The sequence below is a fragment of the Qipengyuania pacifica genome, assembly GCF_019711555.1.
Lineage (GTDB): Bacteria > Pseudomonadota > Alphaproteobacteria > Sphingomonadales > Sphingomonadaceae > Qipengyuania > Qipengyuania pacifica.
Window position 1 is genome coordinate 757,694 of the sequence record NZ_JAIGNQ010000001.1, and the last position, 25,801, is coordinate 783,494.

The following is a 25,801-nucleotide window of genomic DNA, read 5'->3' on the forward strand; positions in this document are numbered from 1 at the left end:
GGCCGCCGCTCAAACATGCCTCTGCCGCCGCCGGAACAGAGGGCGCATCGCCGGAGCCGCAACACCATCACGGTCCCCGCCCGCGGTCTCCGCCCAGAGCAACGCGACCGCGTTATTCGGTGTATTGTGATTCAGCACGAGCGGGAGCGCACAGCCGCCATAGCCAAGGCCGAGATGCTCGACGCCGCCAACATCCGTGTGCTTCGTGCGAATGATCGGATCGTAATATGTCTGGGTCAGTTTGATGAACGCATCGTCACGCCCTTCAACGACGCCCAGGGGCAGGTCAGTCGGGAGGACCGTGCCGAACGAAATATGGACCGCCTTGGCCCAGCCGTCGCCGACCAGCGCATCTTTTGCGAGCTCTTGACGCTCGCCGATGGCCTGCGCTGCGGTCGAAGAGGCGATATAGTGATGCACGCAAAGCTCCCAATTCGGATCGAACGGGTCGCTTCCGAGGACCTGGCGCGCCCCTTCGATTGATTCCTTGAAGCGCCAGAGCTTCCCCGACCACTTCTGCTTCTTCTCGTTGTAGCGGAAGAACGATGTGCCCGTCCCCGCGAAATCGTCGACAAGATAGACCAGCCGAAACAGCGCCTGCTCGTCCTTCAGATCCTCGCGAAGGTTGCCGAGAAGGTCTTCCCATTTCTCCTTGTCGAGCTGTGTTGCGAGCACCAGCTGTTCATTGGTGAGCAGCCCGACATTGCTATGGCGAACGCCGTCGATCCGTGCGCCGTCGCTCAACCCCATGACGAGGGTCTGGCGGCGCAAGCGATCCACGTCGCTCCGCGCCGCTTCATCGCCTAGCACCCGAAAGGCGGGAATGCCGCGCTGCGCCGCGACCGTCGACACCAGACGTTCCCGCATCGTCTTTGGATAGAACTGTTCGACGAGCTTCTGCATTTCGATGGGCCCGACATAGACCAACCTACTGCGCACGAACGCATAGGCCGTCTCGCGTTCCGCCCGATCGAACTGCTGGAGCCAGGTGGCGAGACTCTCGAAAAACCGCATGCCCGCCTGGAAATCCCGGTAGCCGTCATATTTCAGCCGCGCCATCAGCCGCAGCCAGCGATATTCCTCCCGGGCGCGCTCGTCGCTCCAGTGCATGATCTCGGCAAGGACTTTGAGGCCTAGATCCTGGTTCATAGCAGCGCATCCGCCTTGAAGCGGACACCGCCTTCACACGGCTCAAGTGCGTCCAGATATTCGAGGGTCACTTGCAGGCCCCGCTGCCCCGGCTGACCAAGGTTCCAGCATGTGCTCGGATCGACGCTGATCTCGTCCACGCTCAGGGCGAACGGCTCGCGCAAAAGCGCATAGTCGTTTCCTGGCCACCGACCGCGATCGCCAATCGCCAGCAGGGCACCATCGTCGATCCGAGAGCGGATCGCCGCCAGCACGTTGGCCTTGGACACATGCTCAGGCACGATATCGATCGAATGACTCGACCGCGTGACGATCACATTGCGCATTCCCTGCGTGAGCAGTACTTCATGCGCCAGATCCCACAGTCGCGACTCCGACAGTCCTTGTCGGGCTTCCAATGTGACCTGGTATTTTCGGTCCGATTGTATCGCGGCGCCCGCCAGTTCGGGCTGATCGCGCAGCGCTAGCGCCAACGCGGCGAGCTCATCGCACGGTTCGTCTTTGCCATCCGGCGCATTATCTTCCCCCAACGCTGCTATTTCGGCGCCATTATAATAGCCGATCAGCACGTTTTCCCACAATGATTTAGGCAGCGCAGCCTGAAGGTCGCGCCGCACCGAGGCGCCCCGCCCCGTGGCGATCGCCAACTTGACGCCTGCGCCGAGCAGGCGACTCAATTGGCTCTTGACCTCGGGCGACACGGCATCGAACCGATGCCGCGTGTCGACCAGCGTCCCGTCATAGTCGAGCGCGATCGCCCGAAAGACAGGCCCCAACAGCCGCTGGCGGAAAGCTTCCAACGCCCCCTGCCAGCGCGCAAGGTCGCCCGCATCGGCAAGCTGCGCGGCGGAAGCGCCCGCCTTGCGATGGATTGCCGCGGCTTGCCTGGGGGTCAGGTTGGCGATGCGGGGCGCCGCGGTGCGCGGCAACGGCAGATGATAGAGCTTGCGTCCAAATTCGGGGACGCCCGGGCGTCCCGGATCGAGGCCCCGCGCGCGCCCCGCCCAACCCGTGATCTGCAACGCCGCGATGAGCGACGCCAGCATCGTCGCCATCGGCGATGCTGGCAGCTCAAGCCTTGCGATGGGTATCTCGGGCGGCAGCAGTGCAAGTGTGCGCTCCGCGAGATCAGCTCCAGTCGGTGAATAAAGCGCGAGTACGGCGCTAGCATCGCCCCGCTTGGCGAGCCAATGATGCCGACCATGTGCGAAGTTCCGGTAGTCCGCGATTTGCAGGTTGCCCACCGCAGCTTCGGTGAACTTGGACTCGAGGTCGATCGCCCCGATCCGGCTGTCTGCATCGTGAAGGACAATAGTCGTGCCACGCCGCCACAAATGCTCGGTCGTTAGTGCCCAGTTTTCGATCTGAGCGGACCCAGCGTCGAGCAAAGGCGCTATGTTGACACGTACCGCTTCCCACTCTTCTGCAGTGCCGAGTTCAAGCAAATATGCCCGGACAAGCACAGCGATAAAGCCCAGCAAGGAATTGGTGGCGAGGAAGCCGTCCTTACCCGCTGGCGGTGGAAAAAGCAGCAGATCAACGAAAGGGTGTCTGCGAGCAAGATCGGACAAGGGACTTTCCGAGCGACCACAGAGGATGGCGAGTTGCCGCGGCTCCTGGTTTGCCAGCCGGCGCGCTGCACCTAAAATGTCGACGTTGCTTCCGCCGGCACTCAACAACCAGTTCGCGAGCGGCGCTGCGCTTGGTTCGGTCACATCTAGCGGGGTCGCCACTACGCCCAGTTGGCGTGTAACATATTGATGCAGCTGCGCCAGCGCGTGCGCCGCCGTAAGAGAACCACCAGATCCCACTGCGCGAAGCGGCATTCCTCCGGCCGTTCTCACGGCGCGTCGCAACGCTCCAATGTCCACGTCATCAGCCCAGGCGAACGTCTCCGCAAGCCGCGCCATCTCAGCTGCATATGGCTTCGCCATAACTCTCCTTAATCTCGACCTTCGACCATCCCATACGATGCCTGGAACATCAAGAGAACAAAAAGATGCTTCGCGAATACATTATGGCTCGCCTTAAGAGCTTGCACCCAAGTCAGGTTTCAATGGCCGCAGCAGCAACTGCGGTGAAAGTGATGAACGGCAGGAATGGGCACGTGGCTACCATTTATGATAGCAGCGTCTAAGGTCGGCTATTCGCACGTCGCACCCCAATACCTGCCTTTCCGGATCGTCCAACATTTTGGACAGATTGAGCCGAGTGATCCGATGACCGCATTCAGGAGATCAGAGGCATCTCTTCTATGGCCGACGAGAGGGCGCTTAGCGTTCCATTAAACGAAAGGGGAGGGAGCTTTGCTCTTCCTGAGCCGGGACAACTCCGTTCCGGCGATCAGGAGATCTCCCATGACCAAGTCCCGCCGCTCTGTTTCGACATCGCCTGCCCAGCGCATTACCGCCGCCATTATCGAAAAGCTCGAGCAAGGAACAAAACCCTGGGTCAAGCCTTGGCGAGGTGTGCCGGTCTCCCGGCCCTTGCGCTACTGCGGGACGCCTTATCGCGGCATGAACACCTTCTGGTTGTGGATGGTGGCCGATGGCTGTGGCTACGCCTCGCCCTACTGGATGACGTACCGCCAGTGTCAGCAGCTCGGCGGCCAGGTCCGCAAGGGTGAGAAATCGACCATCGCGATCTTCTACAAGAGCTATACCAAGGAGGTCGAGAACGCCGAAGGCGAGGCCGACACTGAAAACCGGCGTGTGCTCAAGGCCTATGCCGTGTTCAATGCCGATCAGTGCGACGGCCTCCCTGAGTTCTATCACCCCAAGCCACTCGTTGCCGCGCTTGAGCCCGAAGGACGCGAAGACCGCCTTGATGCCTTCTTTGCCCATATCGGCGCCGACTTGCGGCATCATGGTGCGCAGGCCTATTACGAGCCGCTGCGCGACCGCGTCACAATGCCGCCAGCCGAACTCTTCGAAGCCTATGACCACTACTACGCAACGCTCGCACACGAGCTGTCGCACTGGACGGGGCATTCTTCGCGGCTCGACCGCGATCTCAAGAATCGCTTTGGCAGCGACGCCTATGCTGCGGAAGAACTGATCGCAGAACTGTCCTCAGCCATCCTCGGGGCCGAACTGGGTCTTCCGGTCACCCACCTCGACCATCACGCCAGCTACATCGCGTCCTGGCTCAAGATCCTCAAATCGGATGAGCGCGCTATCTTGACCGCTGCTGCCAAGGCCGAGGAAGCGGCCAGCCTGTTGCTTGACCTTGGGGGTCACCAATCCCTGGAAGGCGAGGCCGATGTCGATCTCGCCGATGCGGCCTGAGGAGCAATGAGATGGGACGTTCCGTCAGCTATCCGACCGGCTCCGTAGTCGCCTTTCGCCTGCTTGATGACGGCGAAGACGACGATGTCGATTGGGCCTACGAGTGCCTCGTCGACGAGGTCATCGATGCCGCGAAGGCGGCCTTTCCTTCTTTCGAGCGCTTCGATGGATGGCGCGGCCGCGAGGACCGCATTCTCCTGCGCAACGCTTTCGCCGATTGCGGCATATCGACCTATTGCGGCCTTGCCGCGATCTGGCTCGCCGAACGCGACGATGCCCGGTACTGGGAGGCCGATTTCTACAACCCACGAACGGGGAGAACACGCCACTGGCTTGGCCAGGTATCGGGTAGGTTCATCGACCTGTTCGGTGAACTGCGCCTGGTCGGGCGGTTCTCGAATGGCGAAGCAATCTTCGAGCGCTCCCGATCCACCTGCGACACCGGGTCCTGATCCTGCCTCATCCCTCTCCGCCGGGAGAGGCCCTTGGGCCGGTCGGGGCGCGCCGCAACCTGCGGCCCGTCGGCCCGTGTTACCCGCGCCAGCCTAGGGCCGCAGGTTTCCCGCTGCGCGGTGCGTCACGCCCCCTTTTCCCGGCCCTGATCGGGCTCCGGCGGACAGGGCCGAGGCAATGGTGCCTCCTCTCCTTGTCCCCGCGATCAGGAGACACCCCATGTACGACAGCTTCATCGACCAGTTGAGCGGCCTCGATCTCTCAGGCCTGAGCATCAGGCCGGCCCCCTTCAACGAGACCGACTTTCCCTGCGAGGACGCGATCGAGCAGACGCTTGGCGCCGTATGGTCCGACCTCTTCGCGATGTTTTCCGACACAGCCCTGGAAGCCGATGCCGAGGATATTGCCTGGGGCATGGTCAATCTGTTCCACCGCGCAGCCAGCCGCAAGTCGGCTCAACTTGATCGGGCCAGCGACGAGATCCGGGTCCTCCTCGCATCAGCCGACGGGTCCGAAGTGCATTCGAGCAATCTTGAAGAGCAGGTTGAGCGCGCGCAGGCTGCCGAAGCCAGCATGCTTGCCTTTGAGCAGATGCGCGAGGCGGCGGCAGCACTTTACCGCGACGAGACCGGCTCCTCTTGGAAGCCCGTTTCGGGCTCGCGCACGAGCCATTCGCGCCACTTCACATCGGCCGTGATCGATGCCCGCGATTTTCTACGCGCACGCGCTGAGAACCGTCGTCACGCCTTGATCCCTGAAGGAACTCCAGTCGTCTTTGCGGGTGGTCGCCAGAGCTTTGAAAGCGCCGAGGACGCGCGCGCCTACGCCGAGAACATCTGGGCGACGCTGGACAAGGTTCGCGATGCGGTTCCCGATCTCTTCCTGGTCCATGGCGGCGACGGCAAGGGTGCCGATCGTCTGGCAGCGAGTTGGGCCGAGCGCCGCGAAGTCCAGCAGCTGACTTATTCGCTCGATCGTCGTCTCGGTGCCCGCGCCGGGTTCAAGCGCAACGAGCAGATGCTCTCGCTCAATCCGCGTTACGTCGTCGCCTTTCCGGGCAATGGCGTAACCGAACGGCTGGTGATCGATGCCAAGACGCGCCGGATCACCGTGGTCGATCGCAGGACCGTCACGTTCCGATCCAAGATTAAGGGATAATAGTCTGTTGGTCGCCGCAGCATTTCTATGATCGGTTGGCTGCGGCGATCATCACAGACAATCGTCGTCGATTGCCTTTTCGGTTGGAGAGGGGATTTCTTGGAAAGGGCATCTCGGGGTATCAGCCTCGCATGCATCACGCCGACTCCAATCCGCTCGCCCATGATCACAACTTCCTGAGCGCCTCGCACGACGCCCATGAGCGGCGCACGCGTTATGTCGTTGCCTTGACCGCCGCGATGATGGTGGTCGAAATCGTCGCTGGCCTGTGGACCGGATCGATGGCGCTTCTCGCCGATGGTATCCACATGGCGACCCATGCAGGTGCCTTGGGCGTCGCGGCCTTCGCCTACTGGTTTGCCAAGCGCCATGCGAACAACCCGCGTTTCACATTCGGTACCGGCAAGGTGGGCGACCTCGCCGGCTTCGCGAGCGCGCTTGTCCTCGCCATCTTCGCAATCGGGATCGCGGTTGAATCGGCTCAAAGGTTCGTCAGTCCGCTCACGATTGCCTATACCGAGGCTATCTGGATCGCCGTGCTCGGCCTCGTGGTGAACCTCGCGAGTGCCTGGCTGCTTGGTGCCGATCATCACCATGGGCATGATCACGACCATCATCATCACCACGACCATGCGCATGCCGATAACAATCTGCGCTCCGCCTATTTCCACGTGCTTGCCGATGCCCTGACCTCCGTCCTGGCTATCGTGGCCCTTCTCGCCGGCATGTACCTCGGCTGGGCATGGATGGACGCGGCAATGGGGCTGGTGGGTGCATTCGTGATCGGGCGCTGGTCATGGTCACTGCTGCGCGATACCGCTGCCGTGCTTGTCGACGCCGAAGCGGCCTCTGAACGGTACACAGAGGTGCGCGAGGCGCTCGAAGACCGGGACGCCGCGATCGGCGATCTGCACATCTGGCGGATCGGTCCCGGCAAGTATGCAGTCATCGCCTCGCTCATCGCCGATGATCCGCTCGCGCCCGACAATTATGCCAGCCGACTTTCAGAGCATGCAGAATATGTGCACGTCACGATCGAAGTTCATCGCTGCGAACATCCGCATCCCGAGCTTCGCGCGGCCTGATCGCGCCGTTCTAAAAGACCGAAACAGTATTCGAGGACTGTTATACTGTAACAAAAGACTTATACTTCATCGTGTTACGGAACTTGCAATCTTGATGCGGTTTGCTAGGAGCCGTTGGAATCCATGACTACAAGCTATCGTCGCCTTGTCCTGCACCCTTTCGTCGTCCTGCTCATGCTGGTCGCGATGGTGTTCGTGACGGCGGCGGATGCTGCTGCTTGCGGTGCCGAAGTGGCGCCCGGAAGCACGCCCGTTCTGGCTTCGCTCGATAGCGCGTCTGCGTCATCCGCAGCCGCCGATGAAGTGCCGGGCGATCCGGATGCGCCGGCCGAGCAACACGGCGTGTGTGGACACGGCCATTGCCATCACGGGGCGAGCTTTGCCGGCACCGTGCAGAAGAATTCGGTCCCTCACTTGGTCGTGGTTCCCGATGCGCCTCCCGCCGAAGCGCTCGCTTCCGAAATTGCCGACCGACTGAAGCGCCCCCCTCGCGCCTGACGACCGTCACCGCGCTGCATGCCGCAGCGCAGTTCGGATCGTCAGCAGAGGAATTTTCGAAAAATGTCAGCCATTCATTGGCGAGGGGTCCTCCTTGGAGGGCTGTTCCTCGCCGCTCAAGCCACGACCGTGGCGGCGCAGGAGCGTGAGCTTCTGACGCTCGAAGCTGCGCTCGCTCGTGCGGGCATCGTCGACAGCGCAGATGAGCCCCCAGAAAATCCGCGCCTGATCGGACCGCGGGCCGAAGCCGACGCGGCGCGGGCCCTGGTCGACCAGGCGCGGCTGCGGCCCAACCCCGAAATTGCTTTCGAAGCCGAAAACATTGCCGGAAGCGGCGCATTTTCGGGATTGCAGGCCACCGAGTACACTTTGTCCCTGAGCCAGCGGCTCGAATTGGGCGGCAAACGAGGAGCGCGCGTCCGCGCCGCCCAGGCGGAGGCGCGCGTCGCGACCCTTTCAGGAGCGCTCTCGGTTGCTCAGCTCGGGCGATCGGTGCGCGAGCGCTATGTGGAAGCCGTCGCTGCGGCAGCCCGATTGGAACTCGCGCGGGACATAGTCGAGCGCAACCGCGAGCTTGCCAGGATCGCAGGGGTACTGGTCGATGTCGGGCGGGAGCCTCCCTTGCGTTCGCTTCGTGCCGAAGCGGCACTTGCGGAGGCGCTCGCGGAGCTTGAAGCGGCCCTGGCTGCCGACAGTGCGGCGAGGAATGCGCTGGCCGCGCTTTGGGGCGAGGCAGCACCTGCTGCGGACGTGCCTTCGGTGTTCCCCGAGATCGAACCTCCGGCAACGCTGCTCGCCTCGCCTTCGGCCTTACGTCTCCAGATCGCCCGTGCCGAACGCGAGGCTGCAGATGCCGCGATCGCCCGGGAACGCTCTTTAGGCATTCCGGATCCGGCGATATCCGCCGGTGTCCGACGGTTCGAGGAAAGCAGAGATCAGGCGTTCCTCGTAGGCGTTTCGATCCCGTTTCCGTTCAGTAATCGCAACCAAGGAAACATCGCTGCTGCCGAGGCGCGGCTTCGCGCCGCGACGGCACGGGAGGCGATTGCCCGCACCGATTTCGAACTCGAAGTCACGCAGGCTCGCGGACAATTTCTGGCAGCCGAAGCGCGGGTCGAGACCCTCGCGGAGACCTCCTTGCCCCAAGCCGAGGAAGCCTTGCGCCTCGTTCGGATTGGCTACCGCAACGGCAGATTTCCGCTGATCGAAGTTCTGGCTGCGGCCGAAGCGCGCGACACCATCCGTGAAGCATTGATTCAAGCCCAGGAAGATCGTGGCCGCCTGGCGGCGACGCTGATCTGGCTCGGCGCACAATGAGGTATTTCCAAATGAACCGTAGACGTCTGGCCGTTTTTATCGGCGTGATCGTTTCAATCGCCGCTGCAGTGTTTATGCTGTGGCCAAGTGGCAGTGCCGACCAGCACATTGAGGAAACGAGCGAGGAGGCCGAGCTTCCCGAAGGGCTTGTCCTGCTTGGCGCCGAACAAATCGAAGCGTCCCAGATAGAGGTCGAAACCGTCGGTCAGGGATCGGCGGTCGAGCTGGTCTTTCCGGCCACCGTCGCGGCAAGCCCGACGGCAAGTGCCCGCATCGATGCCCGCGCAGCGGGCGTAGTCCGCAGTGTCGGCAAAACGCTGGGTGATTACGTGAGGCAGGGAGAGACGATTGCCCGCATCGAGAGCGCCGACGCCGCTGCTCTTGCGGCGCAACTCAGCGCAGCGGGCGCGCGGGTCAACGAATTGTCTGCTGCCTACGATCGAGAGCGCCGCCTTTTCGAAGCCAATGTCACCGCGCGGCAGGATCTCGAGGCCGCCCGAGCCAATCTGCAGGTTGCTCAATCGGAACTTGCGCGTGCCCAAGCGGCAGTCTCGGCGGCGGGTGTTAGCGGCGACGGGCGCTCCCTCGCGGTTACGAGCCCGCTCGCGGGCCGAGTGACCTCGGCGCCTATCGTTCTCGGGTCCTTCGTCGAGGCCGGAGAAGAACTCTACCAGGTCGTGAACCCGAGCGGCATGCAGGTCGAGGTTGCCCTCCCGTCGGCTGAAGCAAGCCGCATCCAGCCTGGCGACGAGGCCACGCTGGAAATCGCGGACAACCGGGAAGTGGGTGCGCGCGTGCGATCCGTCACTCCCTCGCTCGATCCCGAAAGCCGCAGCGCTACGGCGGTCCTGTCGCTGGCAAGGCCGATCCCCGGCCTGCAACCCGGTGCGTTCTTGCAGGCACGTATCCGCCCCTCGGGTGAGGTCGATACCGGCCGCATGTCGGTGCCGGAAAGTGCCGTCCAGACAATCGATGGCGCAGAGGTGGTCTTCGTTCGCACGCGCCGCGGGTTTCAAACCCGTCGAGTGGTCACCGGTGCGCGTTCGGGAGGACGGGTGGTCATCGAGTCCGGTCTCGAAGCAAATTGGCGGATAGCCACCGCCAACGCCTTCTTGCTGAAGGCTGAACTCGAGAAGGAGGAGGCCGAGCATGGACACTGATCACATGCAGGACGCGGATCGCCCCCACCGCCATGGCCTGATCGGCATGATCCTCGACGTCGCCGTGCGCTTTCGCTGGGCGATGGTCGTGCTGACCCTCGGTGTGGCAATCTTTGGCGTGGTGAATTTGCTCCGCCTGCCCATCGATGCTGTGCCCGATATCACCAACGTACAGGTGCAGATCAACACCGAGGCACCAGCCCTTTCGCCCTCGCAAGTCGAGACGCAGGTCACCTATCCTGTCGAAACCGGGCTTGCTGGCATCGAGGGTCTGGAAATGACACGCTCGATATCGCGCAACGGGTTCAGCCAGGTGACCGCGATTTTCGAGGAAGGGACCGACATCTATTTCGCGCGTCAGCAGGTCAACGAACGGCTGACGCCCATAAGCGCTTCGCTGCCCGAGGGTGCCGAACCGGTGATGGGACCCATCTCGACCGGCTTGGGCGAAGTGCTCATGTATACCATCGAGTACGAATATCCTGACGGCAAGGAAGCGCCGCGGGGCGGAGCGGTCGGATGGCAGTCCGACGGGAGCTTCGTGACCGAACGTGGCGACCGGCTCGACAGCGATGTTGCCAAGGCTGCCTATCTGCGAACCATTCAGGACTGGGTGGTTGCACCGCTCATGCGGTCGGTCGACGGTGTGGCAGGTGTCGACTCCATCGGCGGCTTCGAAAAGCAATATCTCGTCCAACCCGATCCCGCACGATTGACCGGTTACGGTTTGTCGTTCGACGAGGTGATCGACGCGCTGGAAGCGGCCAATCTCGCCGAAGGGGCCAATTTCGTCGAACGGGCCGGTGAAGCCCTCCTCGCCCGGGTCGATGCGCGCCTCGGCAGCGTCGAGGATATCGAGCAGGCGGTCGTTTCCACCCGCGAGGGAGTGCCTATTCGCGTAGGGGACATCGCCACGGTCAGCATCGGCGGTGACCTTCGAACTGGCGCGGCGTCGCTGAATGGCGATGAAGCGGTCGTGGGCACCGTGCTCATGCGCGCGGGCGAGAATAGCCGCACCGTTTCGGCCCAGGCGGCCGAACGGCTTGAGGAAGTCCGCAGCTCCCTGCCGGAAGGAATTGTCGCGGAGATCGTCTACAACCGGTCTTCCCTGGTCGATGCGACGATCGCGACCGTCGAGAAGAACCTTGTCGAGGGCGCGCTTCTGGTCATTGCGATCCTGTTCTTGCTGCTGGGCAACATCCGGGCAGCGATCATCGCGGCGCTGGTCATCCCCTTTTCCATGCTGATGGCATCGATCGGAATGAACCGGCTCGGCGTTTCGGGCAATCTCATGAGCCTGGGTGCGCTGGACTTCGGCCTGATCGTCGATGGTGCCGTCATCATCGTCGAGAACAGCGTCGCGAGGCTCGCGGCTCGACAGGAACACGAGAGCCGACTTCTTACACTTGGTGAGAGGTTGACGGAAACGCGGCTTGCCGCGCAGGAAATGATCAAGCCAACCGTGTACGGCCAGGCGATCATTCTTCTCGTCTTCGCACCGCTTCTCACCTTTACCGGCGTCGAAGGCAAAACCTTTTCACCCATGGCGATCACGGTCATGCTCGCGCTCGCCTCGGCGTTCGTGTTGTCGCTGACCTTCGTCCCGGCAATGATCGCCATCCTGCTCAACAAAAAGCTGACCGAAAAGGAGGTCAAGCCGATCCGGATCGCCAAGGAGCGATACGGACCGCTGGTCCGCAGGGCGATCACCCGCCCCTGGCCGGTCATCGGCGTCGGCGTCGGCATCTTCGCCTTTGCGGCCTTCGTGTTCAGCTTCCTCGGGAGCGAGTTCACACCGCAATTGGACGAGCGCGACATCGCCGTGCAATCGCTGCGTATTCCTTCGACATCGCTCGAACGTTCGCTCGCGATGCAAAGGCGGGTAGAGGACCGGCTCGAGCAATTTCCGCAAGTCGAGCTTGTCTTTTCGCGGACGGGCACGGCGGAAGTGGCCAGTGACCCGATGCCGCCGAACGCTTCCGATGCGTACGTGATCCTCAAACCCCGTGAGGAATGGCCCGATCCCGACCTCGCCAAGGACGAGTTGGTCGCGCAAATGGAGAGCGCCCTCAGCAGTCTCGTCGGCAACCTTTACGAGTTCAGCCAACCGATCGAATTGCGGTTCAACGAATTGATCGCAGGCGTTCGCGGAGATGTTGCCGTCAAGATCTACGGAGACGATCTCAGCGCCATGACCTCAGCGGCGAACGAGGTTGCGGGCGTGCTGCGCAATGTCGACGGCGCCGCGGACGTCAAGGTCCAGCAAGTGACCGGGTTCCCCACCCTCGATATTGCCTTCGATCGGCCAGCGATTGCCCGTTACGGGCTGAAGGTCGAAGACGTTGCGCAATCGGTGGCGATCGCACTGGGCGGTCGGCCTGCGGGCCTCGTTTTCGAAGGCGATCGCCGCTTCGATGTGGTTGTGCGGTTGTCGGACGCGACCCGCGACGATTTCGACCAGTTGGGTGCTTTGCCGGTGCTGCTCCCGAACGGGGCAACAATACCGCTACGCTCGGTTGCCGAGTTCCGTGTGGTGGATGGTCTCGCGGAGGTTCGCCGGGAACAGGGACGCAGACTGGTGATCGTCTCGTCCAACGTGCGAGAACGCGACCTCGGGTCTTTTGTAGAAGAGGCCCAGGAAAGGGTTGCGGCGCAGGTCGAACTGCCCGCTGCCGCGTTTATCGAGTGGGGCGGTCAATACCAGAACCTCCAGGCTGCTCAGGAAAGACTTCAGATAGTCATTCCTATCGCTTTCGCGGTCATTCTCTTGCTGCTTTACATGGCGGTTGGGGGCTGGGTGCCGGCGCTCGCCGTATTCAGCGCGATCCCGTTGGCCCTGGCAGGCGGGATTTTCTCCTTGGCTCTACGCGGGATGCCATTCTCGGTATCTGCGGCGGTAGGCTTTATCGCCCTGTCGGGTGTGGCGACCTTGAATGGCCTCGTGATGGTGACTGCGATCCGTCAGCGGCTCGACAGGGGCATGGCGCTCGATGACGCCATCGTCGATGGTGGATTGGCGCGCCTAAGGCCGGTTCTCATGACCGCGCTCGTTGCATCGCTCGGCTTCGTGCCGATGGCCATTGCGACCGGGACCGGCGCGGAAGTGCAACGTCCCTTGGCGACAGTCGTCATTGGAGGGTTGATCACCGCCACCGCGCTGACCCTTTTCGTCTTGCCCGCAATCTTGAAGCTGGTTTTCGGGACCAGAGAAGATGACCGGACCTGGCGACAGCGTTGGTGGGACAGGCTGCGGCGCAATGTGACAAGCGATGAGCAGCGCGAGCTGAAGGACATCACATGACCGATCGGGAAAGGAGAATACGGTGCTGGCACTGAAGGAAAAGAACGGACTGCTCTGGATACGTGCCGGAGGCAGGCAGGGGGATGAAGCTTATGACCGCTTTGTTCCCCAATTCGAACATATCGCAGAGCGCGAGGCCGGTACCGTCCCGATGGTGATCGAGCTCGCGCCTGACTTTTCGGGTTGGAACTTCGGAGGTCTCTGGCGCGATCTCAAGTTCGACATCCGGCATAAGGATTGTTTCGGCCGGATCGCCATAATCGGCGACAGCGAATGGGAAGAGTGGGGCACGAAATTGTCATCCTCACTCTTCCGCGCCGAAATGAAGTTTTTCCGGCCATCACAGCGTAGTCATGCGGAAAGCTGGGTACAAACCGAGGAGGACGCAGCATGAGTGGCGGACATGAGGTCGATGTCGGGTCGCCTGAAAAGCGCAAGACCCTGTGGGTTGTCCTGTGGCTTAACGTGGCCATCGCGATCGGCTTTTTCGCGGTCGGGTATTTTGCCGATTCTAATGCGCTGTTGGCGAACGGCCTCGATAATTCATCCGATGCCATCGTTTATGCGCTCAGCCTGCTCGCGCTGACCCGCTCACGGACCTGGAAACGCGGGGCCGCACGTTTCTCCGGCATCATGCTGCTGATCTTCTCTGCTGGGGTTATCTTCGATGCTTACCGACGGTTTGTGGAAGGGTCCGATCCGGGCGGGATATTGATGATGGCGATGGCGTTCATCGCGGGGATGGTCAATCTCTATTGCCTGCGCCTGCTGCAGAAGATGGAGAACAAGGACGTCAATATGCGGGCGGCGACCACCTTCAGCTTCAACGACTTTATCTCTAATGGCGGGATCATTATCGCCGGCATCATTGTGATGCTGACCGGAACCAACTGGCCCGACCTCGTTGTGGGCATCGCGGTAGCTTGCATCGCTCTCTATGGCGGCATCGAGATTCTGCGCGACGCTCACATGGATAGCCACGACGATGCGGGAACCAAACACGGCGAGAAGAGGAATTGACCCTATTCGATCTTCCTGCACAATGTGTCCGATGCGCTGGCTTCGGCCGGTGTGATCGTGGCTGGCGTGCTCATTCTGCGATACGAACTTTATATCGCCGATCTGACCATCACGGTGGTCATTGGTGACTTTGTGATCTGGCAGGGCGTTACTTTGTTGCCTCGCACGGTGCGTCTCTTGATGGGCGCGGTGCCGGACGAAAGCGAGTTCGATCGCATTGTGAGCGACCTGCGTGACGCAGAAGGCGTGGCCGACGTCCATCACGTCCAAGTCTGGAGCATCAGCGAGCATTATCGCGCGCTTGAGGCGCATGTCGTTCCTGCCGAATCTTCGTTGCAGGCTTTCGAGGATGTGAAGGCGTGGGCTCGCGGTATGCTCGAGACGCGGCACGCCATCACCCATGCAACGTTCGAAGCCTGCCTCGCTGCCAACTGTGATCCGGTTATGGTCCCGGGCCATCAGGTCGAAAAGAACCAATGCCAAGACCATGATCACGACCATTGACAAGCGCGGCGATCAGGTCGGCCGCTGCAAGCAAGCAGTTTGGTAGCGCACGGCATGAACCGCCCTGCAACTCGTAAAAGAGGACCGACGAATGAAAGCTTCCGATCTTATGGTCGCCGCGCTCGAGGCCGAGGGCGTCGAATATGTTTTCGCCGTTCCAGGCGAAGAGAACCTGGATCTCCTGGAATCGCTGCGAACTTCCGCCATCACGCTGGTTCTGGCCCGTCACGAACAGGGCGCTGGCTTCATGGCGGCGACCTATGGCCGCCTGACCGGCAAGGCAGGTGTGTGCCTGGCAACGCTCGGGCCTGGTGCCACGAACCTGACCACACCGGCGGCCTATGCCGCGCTCGGGGCCTTTCCGCTCGTCATTATTACTGGGCAGAAACCGATCAAGACATCGAAACAGGCTCAGTTCCAGATTGTCGACGTCGTTTCCCTGTTTACGCCGCTCTGCAAGGCTTCGACCCAGATCGTGAACGGCAATCGCATTCCCTCGCTCGTTCGCGAAGGTTTCCGTCTGGCGCAGGAAGAAAGGCCGGGCGCTGTACTGCTCGAGCTGCCGGAAGATATCGCTGAAGAGGAAACGATCGAACCGGTCATACCTCCGCATTACAGGCGTTATGCGGTCGCCGGAGATGCTGCGCTCGACGAAGCGGCCGAGCGCATCATCGCGGCTGAGCGGCCATTGCTCCTGATCGGTGCCGGAGCGAACCGCCGCCGCGCTTCGAAAGCGTTGCGCAAATTCGTGTCTGATACCGGCTTTCCATTCTTCGACACCCAGATGGGCAAGGGCGTGGTCGATGAAGATAGCGAGCTCTATCTGGGCACCGCGGCGCTATCGTCGGGCGATTATGTTCACTGCGCAATCGAAAAGGCCGATCTGATCGTCAATATCGGTCACGACGTGGTGGAGAAGCCGCCCTTCTTCATGGAGCCGGGCGGGCAGACCGTCATCCATATCAATTACAAGGCAGCCGAAGTCGATCAGGTCTACTTCCCGCAGCTCGAGGTCATCGGCGACATCGCCGGATCGGTCGAGCGGCTGGGAAACCGCCTGGATGGCAAGCTGCAGTGCGACCGCAGCTATTATACCGCCCTGCATCACGAGATTGCATCGCACATCTCCGAGACCAGCGACGACGAACGTTTTCCAATGGTCCCCCAGCGCGTGGTTGCCGACGTACGCAGCGTAATGGCGCGCGATGATATCGTTGCGCTCGACAACGGCATCTACAAGATCTGGTTCGCCAGAAACTACATCGCCCACGAGCCTGGCACCATCCTGCTCGACAATGCATTGGCGACGATGGGCGCAGGCCTTCCATCGGCCATGATGGCGGCGATGCTGTCGCCGGGGCGCAGAGTGCTCGCGGTATGCGGCGATGGCGGGTTCATGATGAACTCGCAGGAACTGGAAACGGCCGTCAGGCTGGGCCTGAACCTCGTCGTACTCGTCCTGAACGATGCGGCATACGGCATGATCCGCTGGAAGCAGGACCAGCTCAGCTTTCCGGACTACGGCCTGACCTTTTCCAATCCCGACTTCGTCACCTACGCACAAAGCTATGGAGCGACCGGTCACCGGGTCGAACGGAGCGCAGATCTTGTGGCGGTCCTGAACGACGCATTCGAGGCTGGCGGCGTGCATCTCGTCGATCTGCCCGTCGACTATTCCGAAAACAAGAAGGTGCTGATTGATGAACTCGGCGCAAAGGTGTGTGAGCTATGAAGACGATCGTTCACAATCCGTTCGACCGCGAGCCGGTTGCAGAAGTGCCGCTAATCGACTGGCCTCAAATCGATGAATGGCTGAATGAAGCGCAGTTGCTCCACCGCGACCGCCATGGCTGGCTTGCCGTGCACGAGCGTGTCGCCATCCTCCGGCGGGCTGCGGATATCATGCGCGAACGAGCCGAGGATCTGGCTCTCCAGATCGTCAGGGAGGGCGGCAAACCGCTGGTCGATGCGCGCGTGGAAGCCGGTCGCGCGATCAACAGCGTCGACTTATGCGTTCAGGCGCTCAGCGATGGCGGCGGTCACGAGATCCCCATGGACCTGACAGAAGCGGGTGCGGGAAGGACGGCATATACCTTCCGCGAGCCGATCGGTCCTGTCGTGGCGATCTCGGCATTCAATCACCCGCTCAACCTGATCGTCCATCAGGTTGGACCGGCGGTAGCAGCCGGGTGCCCCGTTCTCATCAAGCCTGCGCTGGAAACGCCTCTGTCATGCCAGAGCTTCGTGAGCATTCTCCATGAAGCCGGCCTGCCCGAGGCCTGGTGCCGGTTCGCACCTTGCGGCAACGATATTGCCGAAAGAATGGTAACCGATCCGCGCACGGAGTTCTTCTCATTCATCGGTTCTGCGAAGATCGGCTGGATGCTTCGCTCGAAGCTGGCGCCGGGAACCCGCATTGCTCTCGAGCACGGCGGCGCGGCGCCGGTAATCGTGGACAGCGGCGTGGAGCGCGCAGCAGTGATCGCCTCGTTGCTCAAAGGCGGGTTCTATCATTCGGGTCAGGTCTGCGTTTCCGTGCAGCGCGTGTACGTCCCTGCTGCAGAATTGAAAGACTTCGCTCATGACGTAAGGCGAGCTGCCGAAAAGCTGGTAGTGGGCGATCCCGCCGATGCTGAGACCCAATGCGGACCCCTGATCCGAACGGAGGAAGTTGACCGCGTCGAACGCTGGGTCGATGAAGCCATCGCAGCAGGAGGCACCCTGGTGTGCGGGGGAAGCCGTCTGAGTGACACTCTTTTCTCCCCGACCGTCATTGTCGATCCTCCGGATAGTGCCAAGGTATCCCAGGAAGAAATCTTCGGCCCCGTGATCTGCGTGTATGGCTATGACGATATCGACCTGGCTATCGAGCAGGCCAATGCCCTGCCTTACGCCTTTCAGGCCGCTGTATTCAGCGATCGGCTGTCAATCGCCAATCATTGCATACAGTCTCTGGCGGGATCGGCTGTGATGGTGAACGACCATACGGCATTCCGCGTCGACTGGATGCCTTTTGCAGGGCTGCGCCGCTCCGGGCTTGGCGTCGGCGGGATCCCCTACACTATGGCGGATATGAGCATTGAAAAAATGGCCGTCTGGAACTGGCCTGCGGCGGCATCATAGCCCGTTCGACAGACCCGGGATGGCGACACGGGCAGCTTCGCACTCGTCGGCCTTTCCCGAAGTTAAGTCTCTTATGGGCGGCCGACAAAAGCCGTGCATTGGCGAGCCTGACCGAACTGGCGCACGAGGCGCGGACATCAAGGCTCGGCGGTACCCGCAAGTGCATCGATGATGCGGCAATCGCCTACAGTGTCTTGCTCGCAGGCAGCGATCATACGCCCAAGTTCCGTCCGCAACGCCTCCAGGCTCGCGATCTTGCGCTCGACCTCGCCGAGATGGCTTCTGGCCAGAGCGTCGATGCCCGCGCAGGACCGGTCGGCATCATCGGAGAGATCGAGCAATTCCCTGATGCGTGCCATGGAGAAGCCGAGATCACGCGCGCGCCGTATGAAGTTAAGGCGCGCTTCCTCTGCTGGTCCATAATCGCGATAATTGGCCCGCGTGCGTGGAGGGGCAGCGAGGATACCCTCACGCTCGTAGAAGCGGATTGTTTCGGATTTGACGCCGGTTATTCGGGCAAGTTGACCAATTCTCATGACAAAGGCTCCTGCCGCTTGACCTTGTAGTTACTACAAGGTGCATAGGGCGGATCGACGCAAGGAGTCGAGTAAATGGGAAAGACCTGCTGCGGCCCCGATGAGGCCGGTGCAAACAACAACGATCCGACATGGCGGCGCATTCTGTGGATCGCACTGGGCCTTAATGCAATCATGTTCGGCGTGGAGATCGTGGCAGGCATTGCTGCGGATTCGCGCGCCTTGCAGGCCGACGCGCTCGACTTTCTCGGTGATGCGGCAAACTATGCTATCAGTCTCGGTGTAGCGGGGATGGCGCTCGTCTGGCGCGCGCGTGCGGCTCTCGTAAAGGCAGCGACCATGCTGGCTTTCGGCCTGTGGGTGCTCGGCTCGGCCATCTGGGGTTTCTTTGTCGGGGCGTCGCCCGACCCGGGAACGATGGGCGCCATCGGTTCTCTTGCTCTGGCGGTAAATCTCGCCGTCGCCGCGATGCTGTTCCGGTATCGCTCGGGCGACGCGAACATGCGCTCGGTGTGGATCTGTTCGCGCAACGACGCGATCGGTAATATCGCCGTGCTGGCGGCAGCGATTGGCGTTTTCGGCACCGGCCGTGCGTGGCCCGATCTGGTTGTGGCGAGCATCATGGCAGGACTGGCGGTGTGGGGAAGTGCCGAAGTCTCCAAACAGGCCCGTGGCGAACTGCGCTCTACCTAAACTCCAGAATATCCCCGCGATCGGGGGTTGGAGGAAATACATTTCCGTCTACACCCTGCTATTGCGAATTAATTGCAACAGATATAGAGACCCCTCATGCATCGCATCGTCTCCGCCACCGTCCATCCGGCACTGCGGCTCATTCTGCTGGCGCTTGCGCTGTGTCTGTCCGTCACCGCGAACGCGGAAGAACCCGACGTGCGAACCACCTGGCGTCTGCTCGATTATATCGCGGTCGACTACGCCTCCGCCGTTTCCGAGGGAAGTGTTGCCGACGAATTCGAATATCGCGAAATGGTGGAGTTTTCCGATGTCGTGGCGCGGCAGATCGCTGCATTGCCGGATACTAAAGACAATCAAGCACTCATCCGCCGATCGGACCAGCTGCGAGCTCTGATCGCCAATAAGGAACCCGCCGAGCGAGTTGGGCGCTTAGCGCGCGCGCTGGCAGCCTCGTTGCTGACAGCCTACCCGGTTCCGCTTGCCCCTTCGCAAGCGCCCGACCTTGACCGCGCCCGCACTCTCTTCGCGCAGAACTGCGCCTCGTGTCACGGCGCCGCCGGAAGTGCGCCACCTGCCGCAATGCAGGCACTTGATCCCCCGCCGATCGACTTCACCGATAGTGACCGGGCGCGGCAGCGCAGTGCGTTCGGGCTTTACCAGGTCATCACGCAAGGGCTGGAAGGAACGTCCATGGCCAGCTTCGCATCGCTGTCCGACGAGGATCGCTGGGCGCTTGCATTCCATGCCGGCAGCATTGCTTTTGAAGATGTGGCCAAGGGCGAGCGTATTTGGCGGGAAGATGATGGCATACGCCAGCTTGTCCCCGATCTCGAGACGCTCGCCGCGCTCACACCGGAAAGTCTGGCCGAGCAGATCGGCGAGGACCGTGCGCTCGCCGTCATGGCCTATCTTCGCGCCAATCCCGATGCGGTGGGACAGGCAAATGACGCAGGTTCGCTCGCCTTCGTTCGCGATACGCTCGATCGCAGCCTGTCAGCTTATCGGGCTGGCAACCGAGAGGAAGCGCGGCAGCTTGCCCTGTCTGCCTATCTCGACGGGTTTGAACCCCTGGAGGCTCTCCTGGCAACGCGCGATGGCGGTTTGATGCGGGAGGTAGAACAGGCGCTCGGGCAATTCCGGGCCGGAATAGAGTCCGGTGCGAATCCATCCGAACTACAGCAACTAAGGGCTCGCATCGATAGTCTGCTGGCCAGAGCCGAGGGAGCGTTGGCTCCTGAGGCGGCCAGCGAAATCTCGACCTTTCTCGGGGCGTTCACCATCCTGCTGCGCGAGGGGATCGAAGCACTTCTGGTTGTGATCGCCATGATTGCCTTTGTGAAAAAGTCGAACCGCTTCGAGGTACTGCCCTATGTCCATGGCGGGTGGATCGCTGCTCTTCTTGCAGGTGTCGCCACCTGGGTCCTGGCAACCTACTTTGTGAGCATCAGCGGTGCGAGCCGCGAGATGACCGAAGGGATCGGCGCGCTGCTTGCGGCTGTCATTCTCGTATCGGTCGGGATCTGGATGCATGGCAAATCCCAGGCCGAGGAATGGCGGCGCTATATCCAGGAAAAAATGGGCAAGGCGCTTTCGCGCGGATCGGCATGGTTTCTCTTTGGTCTTGCATTCGTGGTCGTCTACCGGGAAGCGTTCGAGACTATCCTGTTCTACGCTGCCCTGTGGAACCCGCAGAGCAGCGGCATCATACTGGCAGGTGCCTTGTCCGCAGTAGCGCTGCTGGCGCTCATTGCATGGGCCATGCTGCGCTACAGCCGCAAACTGCCGATCACCCAGTTCTTCCGCTACAGTGCTATCCTGATTGCGATCCTTGCGGTCATTCTCGCGGGCAAGGGCGTGGGCGCTTTCCAGGAGGCCGGAGTTCTTTCCGCCACTTTCATTGCCGGCTTGCCGCGCCTCGCCGAACTCGGCTTCTTCCCGACTGTCGAGACGATCGGCGCGCAATTGCTCACGCTGCTGGCCCTGATTGCCGGATTTCGGGTAAGTCGATCACCATCGGGACCGCAGCCGGCAGCTGTCGAGGGATAGGAGATCCCGGTTTGCGATCAGCGGGGTCCGGTGCCGAGACGGCGCGCGAGCCACAAGGTGGCCGTGGGAACCGCGACCCACATCACGATCGGTACCAGGCCGATTTTGGTCCCGGGCACAAGCGGCATGATTGCACTATAGGACCACCCCCAGTCGGCACCGACAGCCAGCACTTCGACCATGGCAGTAATGGCCAGGCCGATTCCCAGGAACACGACAAAACGCGAGATCGGCCAGTCTACGAGCCACGGCGTTTTACCACTGCCGACAGAGGCGCCGAGATAAGCGGCCACCATGATCCCGGCATCGCCGAACGAGGCCAGGCCGCAGCGACGTGCTGCCTCGGCAGGCGACAGACCTCCCGACTGGTAGAAAGGAAGCTGGAGCATCTCCCAGGCGAAAGCGATGAGAATTCCGAATATCGCGATCCAGAGGGCTGGATGAGCACCGCGCCATTCGCGCGATTCCTCAGAGATTTGGTCCTGATCCTGCATCGTCTGATTCGTCACTCCTGCGATCTCCGTCCCGTCCCCATCGCTCAGGTATCGAATTTGGGAAGAGCGAGGCCGCGCAGGCGCAGGGCGTTGCCGATCACCGATACCGAAGACAGGCTCATCGCTGCGGCCGCGATCATCGGGTTCAAAAGCAACCCGGTCCATGGATAGAGGACACCTGCTGCGACCGGTATGCCGAGCGCATTATACGCAAAGGCAAAGAACAGGTTCTGCCTGATGTTGCGCATAGTGGCCCGAGACAGGACGAGCGCCTGAACAACGCCGACGAGGTCGCCGCGCACCAATGTCACGCCCGCGCTTTCGATCGCGACATCGGTACCCGTTCCCATCGCGATGCCGACATGCGAAGCGGCAAGCGCGGGTGCGTCGTTTATGCCGTCGCCGGCCATAGCGACCCGGCGACCCTCGCTCTTCAACTGCTCGATCTTGCGATGTTTGTCCTCGGGCGAGACGTTCGCTTCGACTTCGTCGATACCGACCTGGCTTGCTACCGCACGCGCGGTGGCTTCGCTGTCGCCGGTAAGCATCACGATCTTGATGCCGCGCTCATGCAACGCGGCAATAGCGGTGCGGCTGGTTGCCTTGATCGGATCGGCGACCGCGATAAGGCCTGCCGGTGCCCCGTCCACGGCCACGAACATCACCGTCTGTCCGAGGCTTCGGCCCTCGTCCGCCGTTGACCGCCAGCCTTCTTCGAGCGCCCCTATACGCTCCATCATCTTTTCATTCCCGATCGCGACCAGGCGCTTGTCGACATTTGCCTGGATACCTTCGCCGGTCACGGATTCGATATCGGAAGCGTCGAGAATGGCAGCGCCCCTGTTTTGAGCCCCTTCCACGATCGCGTGGGCGAGCGGATGCTCGCTTCCTCTCTCAACGGCAGCGACAAGGCTCAGCAATTCCTGCTCGTCGAAATTTGGCTGCGGTTTTACGTCGACAAGATCAGGCTTGCCCCGGGTCAGCGTTCCGGTCTTGTCGACGACCAGCGTATCGATCTTTTCCAGCGTTTCGAGCGCTTCGGCGTTCTTGATCAGGATCCCGTGCTGCGCACTCTTGCCGGTACCGGTCATGATCGACATCGGCGTCGCCAGTCCGAGCGCGCAGGGACACGCGATGATCAGAACGGCGACCGCGTTGACGAGCGCGTAGGCAAGGGCCGGTGCCGGTCCCCAGATGGCCCAGACGACAAAACTCACGATAGCGACAAGGACGACGATGGGTACGAACCATCCGGTGACCTGGTCGGCGAGCCGCTGGATCGGTGCCCGGCTGCGCTGGGCCTCCGCGACCATCTGCACGATCTTCGAGAGCATGGTGTCCGCGCCGACCTGCGTCGCGCGCATGGTGAAGCTGCCGGTCTGGTTTACGGTGCCCCCGATCACGGGATCGCCCGCGCTTTTCTTGACGGGAATGGGTTCGCCACTGATCATGGATTCGTCGATGGCACTGCTTCCATCCTCGAGCGTGCCATCGACGGGGACCTTGTCGCCCGGACGCACGCGCAGCAGGTCCCCCGACGTCAATTCATCGAGCGGTACTTCGCGCTCGTCCCCGCGACCGAAGATCTTCATCGCGGTCGGGGGTGCGAGTTCGAGAAGCGCTCGCAAGGCGCTCGATGTCGATCCGCGCGCCTTGAGCTCGAGCACCTGCCCGAGCAGCACGAGGGTCGTGATAACCGCTGCGGCCTCGTAATAGACGCCGACCCGGCCCGCATGATCGCGGAATGCCTCGGGAAAGATGTCCGGGGCGAGGGTTGCCACAAGGCTGAACAGATAGGCGATGGCGACGCCGAAGCCGATCAGGGTGAACATGTTGAGGTTCATGGTCCGGACCGATTGCAGCGCGCGGGTGAAGAAGGGCCAGCCGCCCCAAAGCACCACCGGAGTTGCCAGCAGGAGCTGCAGCCACTGCGCGATAGCGGGTTCGATGACCTGATCGAACGGTCGCGACGGGATCATGTCGCCCATCGCATAGGCGAAGAGCGGCAGCGTGAAGAGCGCGCTCCACCAGAACCTTCGCCGCATGTCGACGAGTTCGGGATCGGGGCCCTCGTTCAGAGTGACCGTTTCGGGTTCGAGGGCCATCCCGCATATCGGGCAAGAGCCCGGCCCCGGCTGCCGGATCTCCGGATGCATCGGACAGGTGTATATGGTACCTTCCGGGACATCCTCGACAGCATCGAGGTGCGCCTTCGAAAGATACATCTCCGGATCCGCGCGGAACTTGTCGAGGCAGCGCGAGGAGCAGAAGTAATGGTCGCCACCCTCGTGTCGATCGACGAAGCGGGCGCCGTCCATCTTCACGCTCATTCCGCAAACGGGGTCGGTCGCCATACCCTCGATTGCATTGTGCCCATCGCTCATCTGTCGTTCTCCCCTAATTGGCCATCACCACGAACTGCCCCATCATGCCTGCGTCCTCGTGCTCGAGGATATGACAGTGATACATGTAGGGATTGTCGGGATCGGTATTCTCTTCGAACCGCAACAGCAGCCTGACCTGTTCACGTGGCTTGACGATAACGGTGTCCTTGAAGCCCGCCTCTTCCGCCTGCGGAGGCCGACCGTCCCGGTCGAGCAAGCGGAACTGCACGTTATGAATATGAAAGGGATGGGCCATCATCGATGCGTTGGCGATTTCCCATATTTCCCACTGACCCACCGGTACGCGCTGATTGATGACATCCATGTCCATGGTCTCGCCGTTGATCGCCATGCCCCGACCCATCATGCCCATATCGAGTACGAAACGGCGGCTGCGAACGGCGAGTGAGGGGTCTGGCGCAGCAAGCGCGGCCAGAGTGGGCGGGAGCATTACTGGAGTTGACGCGCCTGAGGGGCGCATATCGAGGATCGAAAACGTGCGCCCCTGCCTCTCGCGATCGGCCCGGTTTCCCATCATTCCGCCGCCCATCATACCCCCGCCTTGCCCGCCCATCATGCCCATGGCGTTAGCAGGGCTGCTGGCAATCAGCCGGAGCGGGCGCCCTTCGGAAAGATCGACGATCACTTGTGCGCGTTCGCCTGGGGCAAGGGTAAGACTGCGAACCTCGCTTGGCGCGGCAAGCAGGCCGCCATCGCTTGCGATGAGTTGCATCGGACGATCACCTTCGAGCGAGAAGGTGTAGAACCGCGCATTCGATCCATTGAGAAGCCGCAGGCGCAGCGGACCGGCGGCGGCCTCGAAAACGGCATTGGCCGTTCCGTTCACATAGATGCGCTCACCCATCACCCCCATCATCCGCGAGTGCATATCGAGCGGGTAAACAAGGCGGCCCGCGCCGTCGATCACGCGATCCTGCACGACGAGCGGTATGTCATCTACACCGTACCGGCTCGGCAGATCGAGGCGATCCTCTTCCTCGTCGCGCACGTAGATCGGGGCAGCAAGTCCGGCATAGACCTGTGGTCCGGCCCGGCGATGCAGATGCGAATGATACCAGTATAACGAAGCGCGCTGGCGTATTTCGAAGGACGGGCTCCAGCGCTCACCGGACCGTATGAGCTGGTGCGGCCCGCCATCCGCTGTGGCGGGAAGTTCGAAACCATGCCAGTGGACGGTCGCATCTTCGGCAAGCTTGTTGTCGATGTGAAAGCGAACCTGTTCGCCGCGGCGCATTTCGAGGGTCGGGCCGAGATAGGATGCGTCGATACCGATCGTCGGTGACGCCGTGCCGGGCACGAATTCTTTCTCGCCCGGTGTCAGGGACAGGCGAAAGACACGCTCGCCCCGTTCGATCGTTCCTGCCTGTAGCCGAGGTATGGCAAGAGGATTGCTTTCGCCTCCCTGATCGAGCGACATCCTGCTTTGCGTACCGCAACCCAGCAGCGGCAGCGCGGCGAAACCCGTCGCCGCGAGGCCGGCGCTCTTGATGAAGTCGCGGCGATCCTTAAAGTCGGGCCTGTCGATACCTGGCATATTCACCTGTTTTTGCGTGGGAGGCACCGGCGCAA

At 61.8% G+C, this 25,801-nt stretch carries 21 protein-coding genes; 15 read left to right on the plus strand and 6 right to left on the minus strand.

The window, feature by feature from the left end; all coding sequences use genetic code 11:
- Positions 1-9: 9 nt before the first annotated feature.
- Both K3177_RS03780 and K3177_RS03785 read right to left on the minus strand, forming a co-directional pair.
- Positions 10-1,149, minus strand: a complete 1,140-nt coding sequence (locus tag K3177_RS03780; RefSeq protein WP_221597111.1) for a phosphoribosyltransferase-like protein — start codon at positions 1,147-1,149, stop codon at positions 10-12.
- On the minus strand, positions 1,146-3,083 hold the full coding sequence (locus tag K3177_RS03785) for an HAD hydrolase family protein (protein WP_221597113.1): 1,938 nt from the start codon (positions 3,081-3,083) through the stop codon (positions 1,146-1,148). The genes K3177_RS03780 and K3177_RS03785 overlap by 4 nt, the downstream gene beginning before the upstream one ends.
- A 423-nt stretch (positions 3,084-3,506) precedes the next feature.
- Here K3177_RS03785 and K3177_RS03790 point away from each other — a divergent pair, with 423 nt between their 5' ends.
- The 13 genes from K3177_RS03790 (at position 3,507) to K3177_RS03850 (ending at position 18,055) form a co-directional block, all read left to right on the plus strand.
- Positions 3,507-4,436 carry an ArdC family protein gene (locus tag K3177_RS03790; protein WP_221597114.1) on the plus strand — a complete coding sequence of 310 codons (930 nt, stop codon included), beginning with the start codon at positions 3,507-3,509 and terminating at the stop codon, positions 4,434-4,436.
- An 11-nt stretch (positions 4,437-4,447) separates the two neighbouring features.
- On the plus strand, positions 4,448-4,888 hold the full coding sequence (locus tag K3177_RS03795) for a hypothetical protein (RefSeq protein ID WP_221597116.1): 441 nt from the start codon (positions 4,448-4,450) through the stop codon (positions 4,886-4,888).
- Between the two features lie 220 nt (positions 4,889-5,108).
- Positions 5,109-6,047: a DUF2493 domain-containing protein gene (locus K3177_RS03800; RefSeq protein WP_221597118.1), complete on the plus strand. Its 939-nt coding sequence runs from the start codon at positions 5,109-5,111 to the stop codon at positions 6,045-6,047.
- 131 nt (positions 6,048-6,178) lie between these two features.
- The gene (gene dmeF / locus K3177_RS03805) at positions 6,179-7,132 is read left to right on the plus strand and encodes a CDF family Co(II)/Ni(II) efflux transporter DmeF (RefSeq protein WP_221597120.1); all 954 of its coding nucleotides are present in this window, start codon (positions 6,179-6,181) and stop codon (positions 7,130-7,132) included.
- Between the two features lie 123 nt (positions 7,133-7,255).
- Entirely contained in the window at positions 7,256-7,630 is a 375-nt protein-coding gene (locus K3177_RS03810) for a hypothetical protein (RefSeq protein WP_123880465.1), read from the plus strand.
- A gap of 63 nt (positions 7,631-7,693) precedes the next feature.
- Positions 7,694-8,947, plus strand: coding sequence for a TolC family protein (locus tag K3177_RS03815; RefSeq protein ID WP_119595029.1), 1,254 nt, complete (start codon positions 7,694-7,696; stop codon positions 8,945-8,947).
- An 11-nt stretch (positions 8,948-8,958) separates the two neighbouring features.
- On the plus strand, positions 8,959-10,107 hold the full coding sequence (locus tag K3177_RS03820) for an efflux RND transporter periplasmic adaptor subunit (protein ID WP_123880461.1): 1,149 nt from the start codon (positions 8,959-8,961) through the stop codon (positions 10,105-10,107).
- A gap of 37 nt (positions 10,108-10,144) precedes the next feature.
- Complete coding sequence (locus tag K3177_RS03825; RefSeq protein ID WP_221597448.1) at positions 10,145-13,408, plus strand: efflux RND transporter permease subunit; 3,264 nt, start codon at positions 10,145-10,147, stop codon at positions 13,406-13,408.
- A 22-nt stretch (positions 13,409-13,430) separates the two neighbouring features.
- A complete protein-coding gene (locus tag K3177_RS03830) occupies positions 13,431-13,802 on the plus strand; it encodes a SpoIIAA family protein (protein WP_123880457.1) in 372 nt (123 codons plus the stop codon).
- Positions 13,799-14,428 carry a cation diffusion facilitator family transporter gene (locus K3177_RS03835; protein WP_008603820.1) on the plus strand — a complete coding sequence of 210 codons (630 nt, stop codon included), beginning with the start codon at positions 13,799-13,801 and terminating at the stop codon, positions 14,426-14,428. The genes K3177_RS03830 and K3177_RS03835 overlap by 4 nt, the downstream gene beginning before the upstream one ends.
- Positions 14,429-14,443: 15 nt before the next feature.
- On the plus strand, positions 14,444-14,932 hold the full coding sequence (locus tag K3177_RS03840) for a cation diffusion facilitator family transporter (protein WP_267900646.1): 489 nt from the start codon (positions 14,444-14,446) through the stop codon (positions 14,930-14,932).
- Between the two features lie 91 nt (positions 14,933-15,023).
- Positions 15,024-16,664 (plus strand): acetolactate synthase large subunit, encoded by a 1,641-nt coding sequence (locus tag K3177_RS03845; RefSeq protein WP_221597123.1) that lies wholly within the window; start codon positions 15,024-15,026, stop codon positions 16,662-16,664.
- The gene (locus tag K3177_RS03850; protein ID WP_221597124.1) at positions 16,661-18,055 is read left to right on the plus strand and encodes an aldehyde dehydrogenase family protein; all 1,395 of its coding nucleotides are present in this window, start codon (positions 16,661-16,663) and stop codon (positions 18,053-18,055) included. Before K3177_RS03845 ends, K3177_RS03850 begins: the two co-directional genes overlap by 4 nt.
- Positions 18,056-18,192: 137 nt before the next feature.
- Here the strand turns inward: K3177_RS03850 and K3177_RS03855 are convergent, their stop codons facing one another.
- The gene (locus K3177_RS03855; RefSeq protein ID WP_060703638.1) at positions 18,193-18,591 is read right to left on the minus strand and encodes a MerR family transcriptional regulator; all 399 of its coding nucleotides are present in this window, start codon (positions 18,589-18,591) and stop codon (positions 18,193-18,195) included.
- Between the two features lie 75 nt (positions 18,592-18,666).
- Here K3177_RS03855 and K3177_RS03860 point away from each other — a divergent pair, with 75 nt between their 5' ends.
- Together K3177_RS03860 and K3177_RS03865 are read left to right on the plus strand one after the other, a co-directional pair.
- Positions 18,667-19,284, plus strand: coding sequence for a cation efflux transmembrane domain-containing protein (locus tag K3177_RS03860; RefSeq protein ID WP_010240550.1), 618 nt, complete (start codon positions 18,667-18,669; stop codon positions 19,282-19,284).
- Between the two features lie 96 nt (positions 19,285-19,380).
- On the plus strand, positions 19,381-21,333 hold the full coding sequence (locus K3177_RS03865; protein ID WP_221597125.1) for a cytochrome c/FTR1 family iron permease: 1,953 nt from the start codon (positions 19,381-19,383) through the stop codon (positions 21,331-21,333).
- A 17-nt stretch (positions 21,334-21,350) separates the two neighbouring features.
- Here K3177_RS03865 and K3177_RS03870 read toward each other — a convergent pair whose 3' ends face one another.
- From K3177_RS03870 to K3177_RS03880, 3 genes are read right to left on the minus strand one after another with little or no spacing between them, the layout of a single operon-like run.
- Positions 21,351-21,842 (minus strand): hypothetical protein, encoded by a 492-nt coding sequence (locus tag K3177_RS03870; RefSeq protein ID WP_224801916.1) that lies wholly within the window; start codon positions 21,840-21,842, stop codon positions 21,351-21,353.
- A gap of 29 nt (positions 21,843-21,871) precedes the next feature.
- The gene (locus tag K3177_RS03875) at positions 21,872-24,211 is read right to left on the minus strand and encodes a heavy metal translocating P-type ATPase (RefSeq protein WP_221597126.1); all 2,340 of its coding nucleotides are present in this window, start codon (positions 24,209-24,211) and stop codon (positions 21,872-21,874) included.
- A 13-nt stretch (positions 24,212-24,224) separates the two neighbouring features.
- On the minus strand, positions 24,225-25,766 hold the full coding sequence (locus K3177_RS03880; protein ID WP_221597127.1) for a multicopper oxidase family protein: 1,542 nt from the start codon (positions 25,764-25,766) through the stop codon (positions 24,225-24,227).
- Positions 25,767-25,801: the final 35 nt, after the last annotated feature.

Coding starts and splice junctions, on each gene's coding strand:
- K3177_RS03780 (WP_221597111.1), bottom strand. CDS start 1,149: ATGAACCAGGATCTAGGCCTCAAAGTCCTTGCCGAGATCATGCACTGG.
- K3177_RS03785 (WP_221597113.1), bottom strand. CDS start 3,083: ATGGCGAAGCCATATGCAGCTGAGATGGCGCGGCTTGCGGAGACGTTC.
- K3177_RS03790 (WP_221597114.1), top strand. CDS start 3,507: ATGACCAAGTCCCGCCGCTCTGTTTCGACATCGCCTGCCCAGCGCATT.
- K3177_RS03795 (WP_221597116.1), top strand. CDS start 4,448: ATGGGACGTTCCGTCAGCTATCCGACCGGCTCCGTAGTCGCCTTTCGC.
- K3177_RS03800 (WP_221597118.1), top strand. CDS start 5,109: ATGTACGACAGCTTCATCGACCAGTTGAGCGGCCTCGATCTCTCAGGC.
- dmeF (WP_221597120.1), top strand. CDS start 6,179: ATGCATCACGCCGACTCCAATCCGCTCGCCCATGATCACAACTTCCTG.
- K3177_RS03810 (WP_123880465.1), top strand. CDS start 7,256: ATGACTACAAGCTATCGTCGCCTTGTCCTGCACCCTTTCGTCGTCCTG.
- K3177_RS03815 (WP_119595029.1), top strand. CDS start 7,694: ATGTCAGCCATTCATTGGCGAGGGGTCCTCCTTGGAGGGCTGTTCCTC.
- K3177_RS03820 (WP_123880461.1), top strand. CDS start 8,959: ATGAACCGTAGACGTCTGGCCGTTTTTATCGGCGTGATCGTTTCAATC.
- K3177_RS03835 (WP_008603820.1), top strand. CDS start 13,799: ATGAGTGGCGGACATGAGGTCGATGTCGGGTCGCCTGAAAAGCGCAAG.
- K3177_RS03845 (WP_221597123.1), top strand. CDS start 15,024: ATGAAAGCTTCCGATCTTATGGTCGCCGCGCTCGAGGCCGAGGGCGTC.
- K3177_RS03850 (WP_221597124.1), top strand. CDS start 16,661: ATGAAGACGATCGTTCACAATCCGTTCGACCGCGAGCCGGTTGCAGAA.
- K3177_RS03855 (WP_060703638.1), bottom strand. CDS start 18,591: ATGAGAATTGGTCAACTTGCCCGAATAACCGGCGTCAAATCCGAAACA.
- K3177_RS03860 (WP_010240550.1), top strand. CDS start 18,667: ATGGGAAAGACCTGCTGCGGCCCCGATGAGGCCGGTGCAAACAACAAC.
- K3177_RS03865 (WP_221597125.1), top strand. CDS start 19,381: ATGCATCGCATCGTCTCCGCCACCGTCCATCCGGCACTGCGGCTCATT.
- K3177_RS03875 (WP_221597126.1), bottom strand. CDS start 24,211: ATGAGCGATGGGCACAATGCAATCGAGGGTATGGCGACCGACCCCGTT.
- K3177_RS03880 (WP_221597127.1), bottom strand. CDS start 25,766: ATGCCAGGTATCGACAGGCCCGACTTTAAGGATCGCCGCGACTTCATC.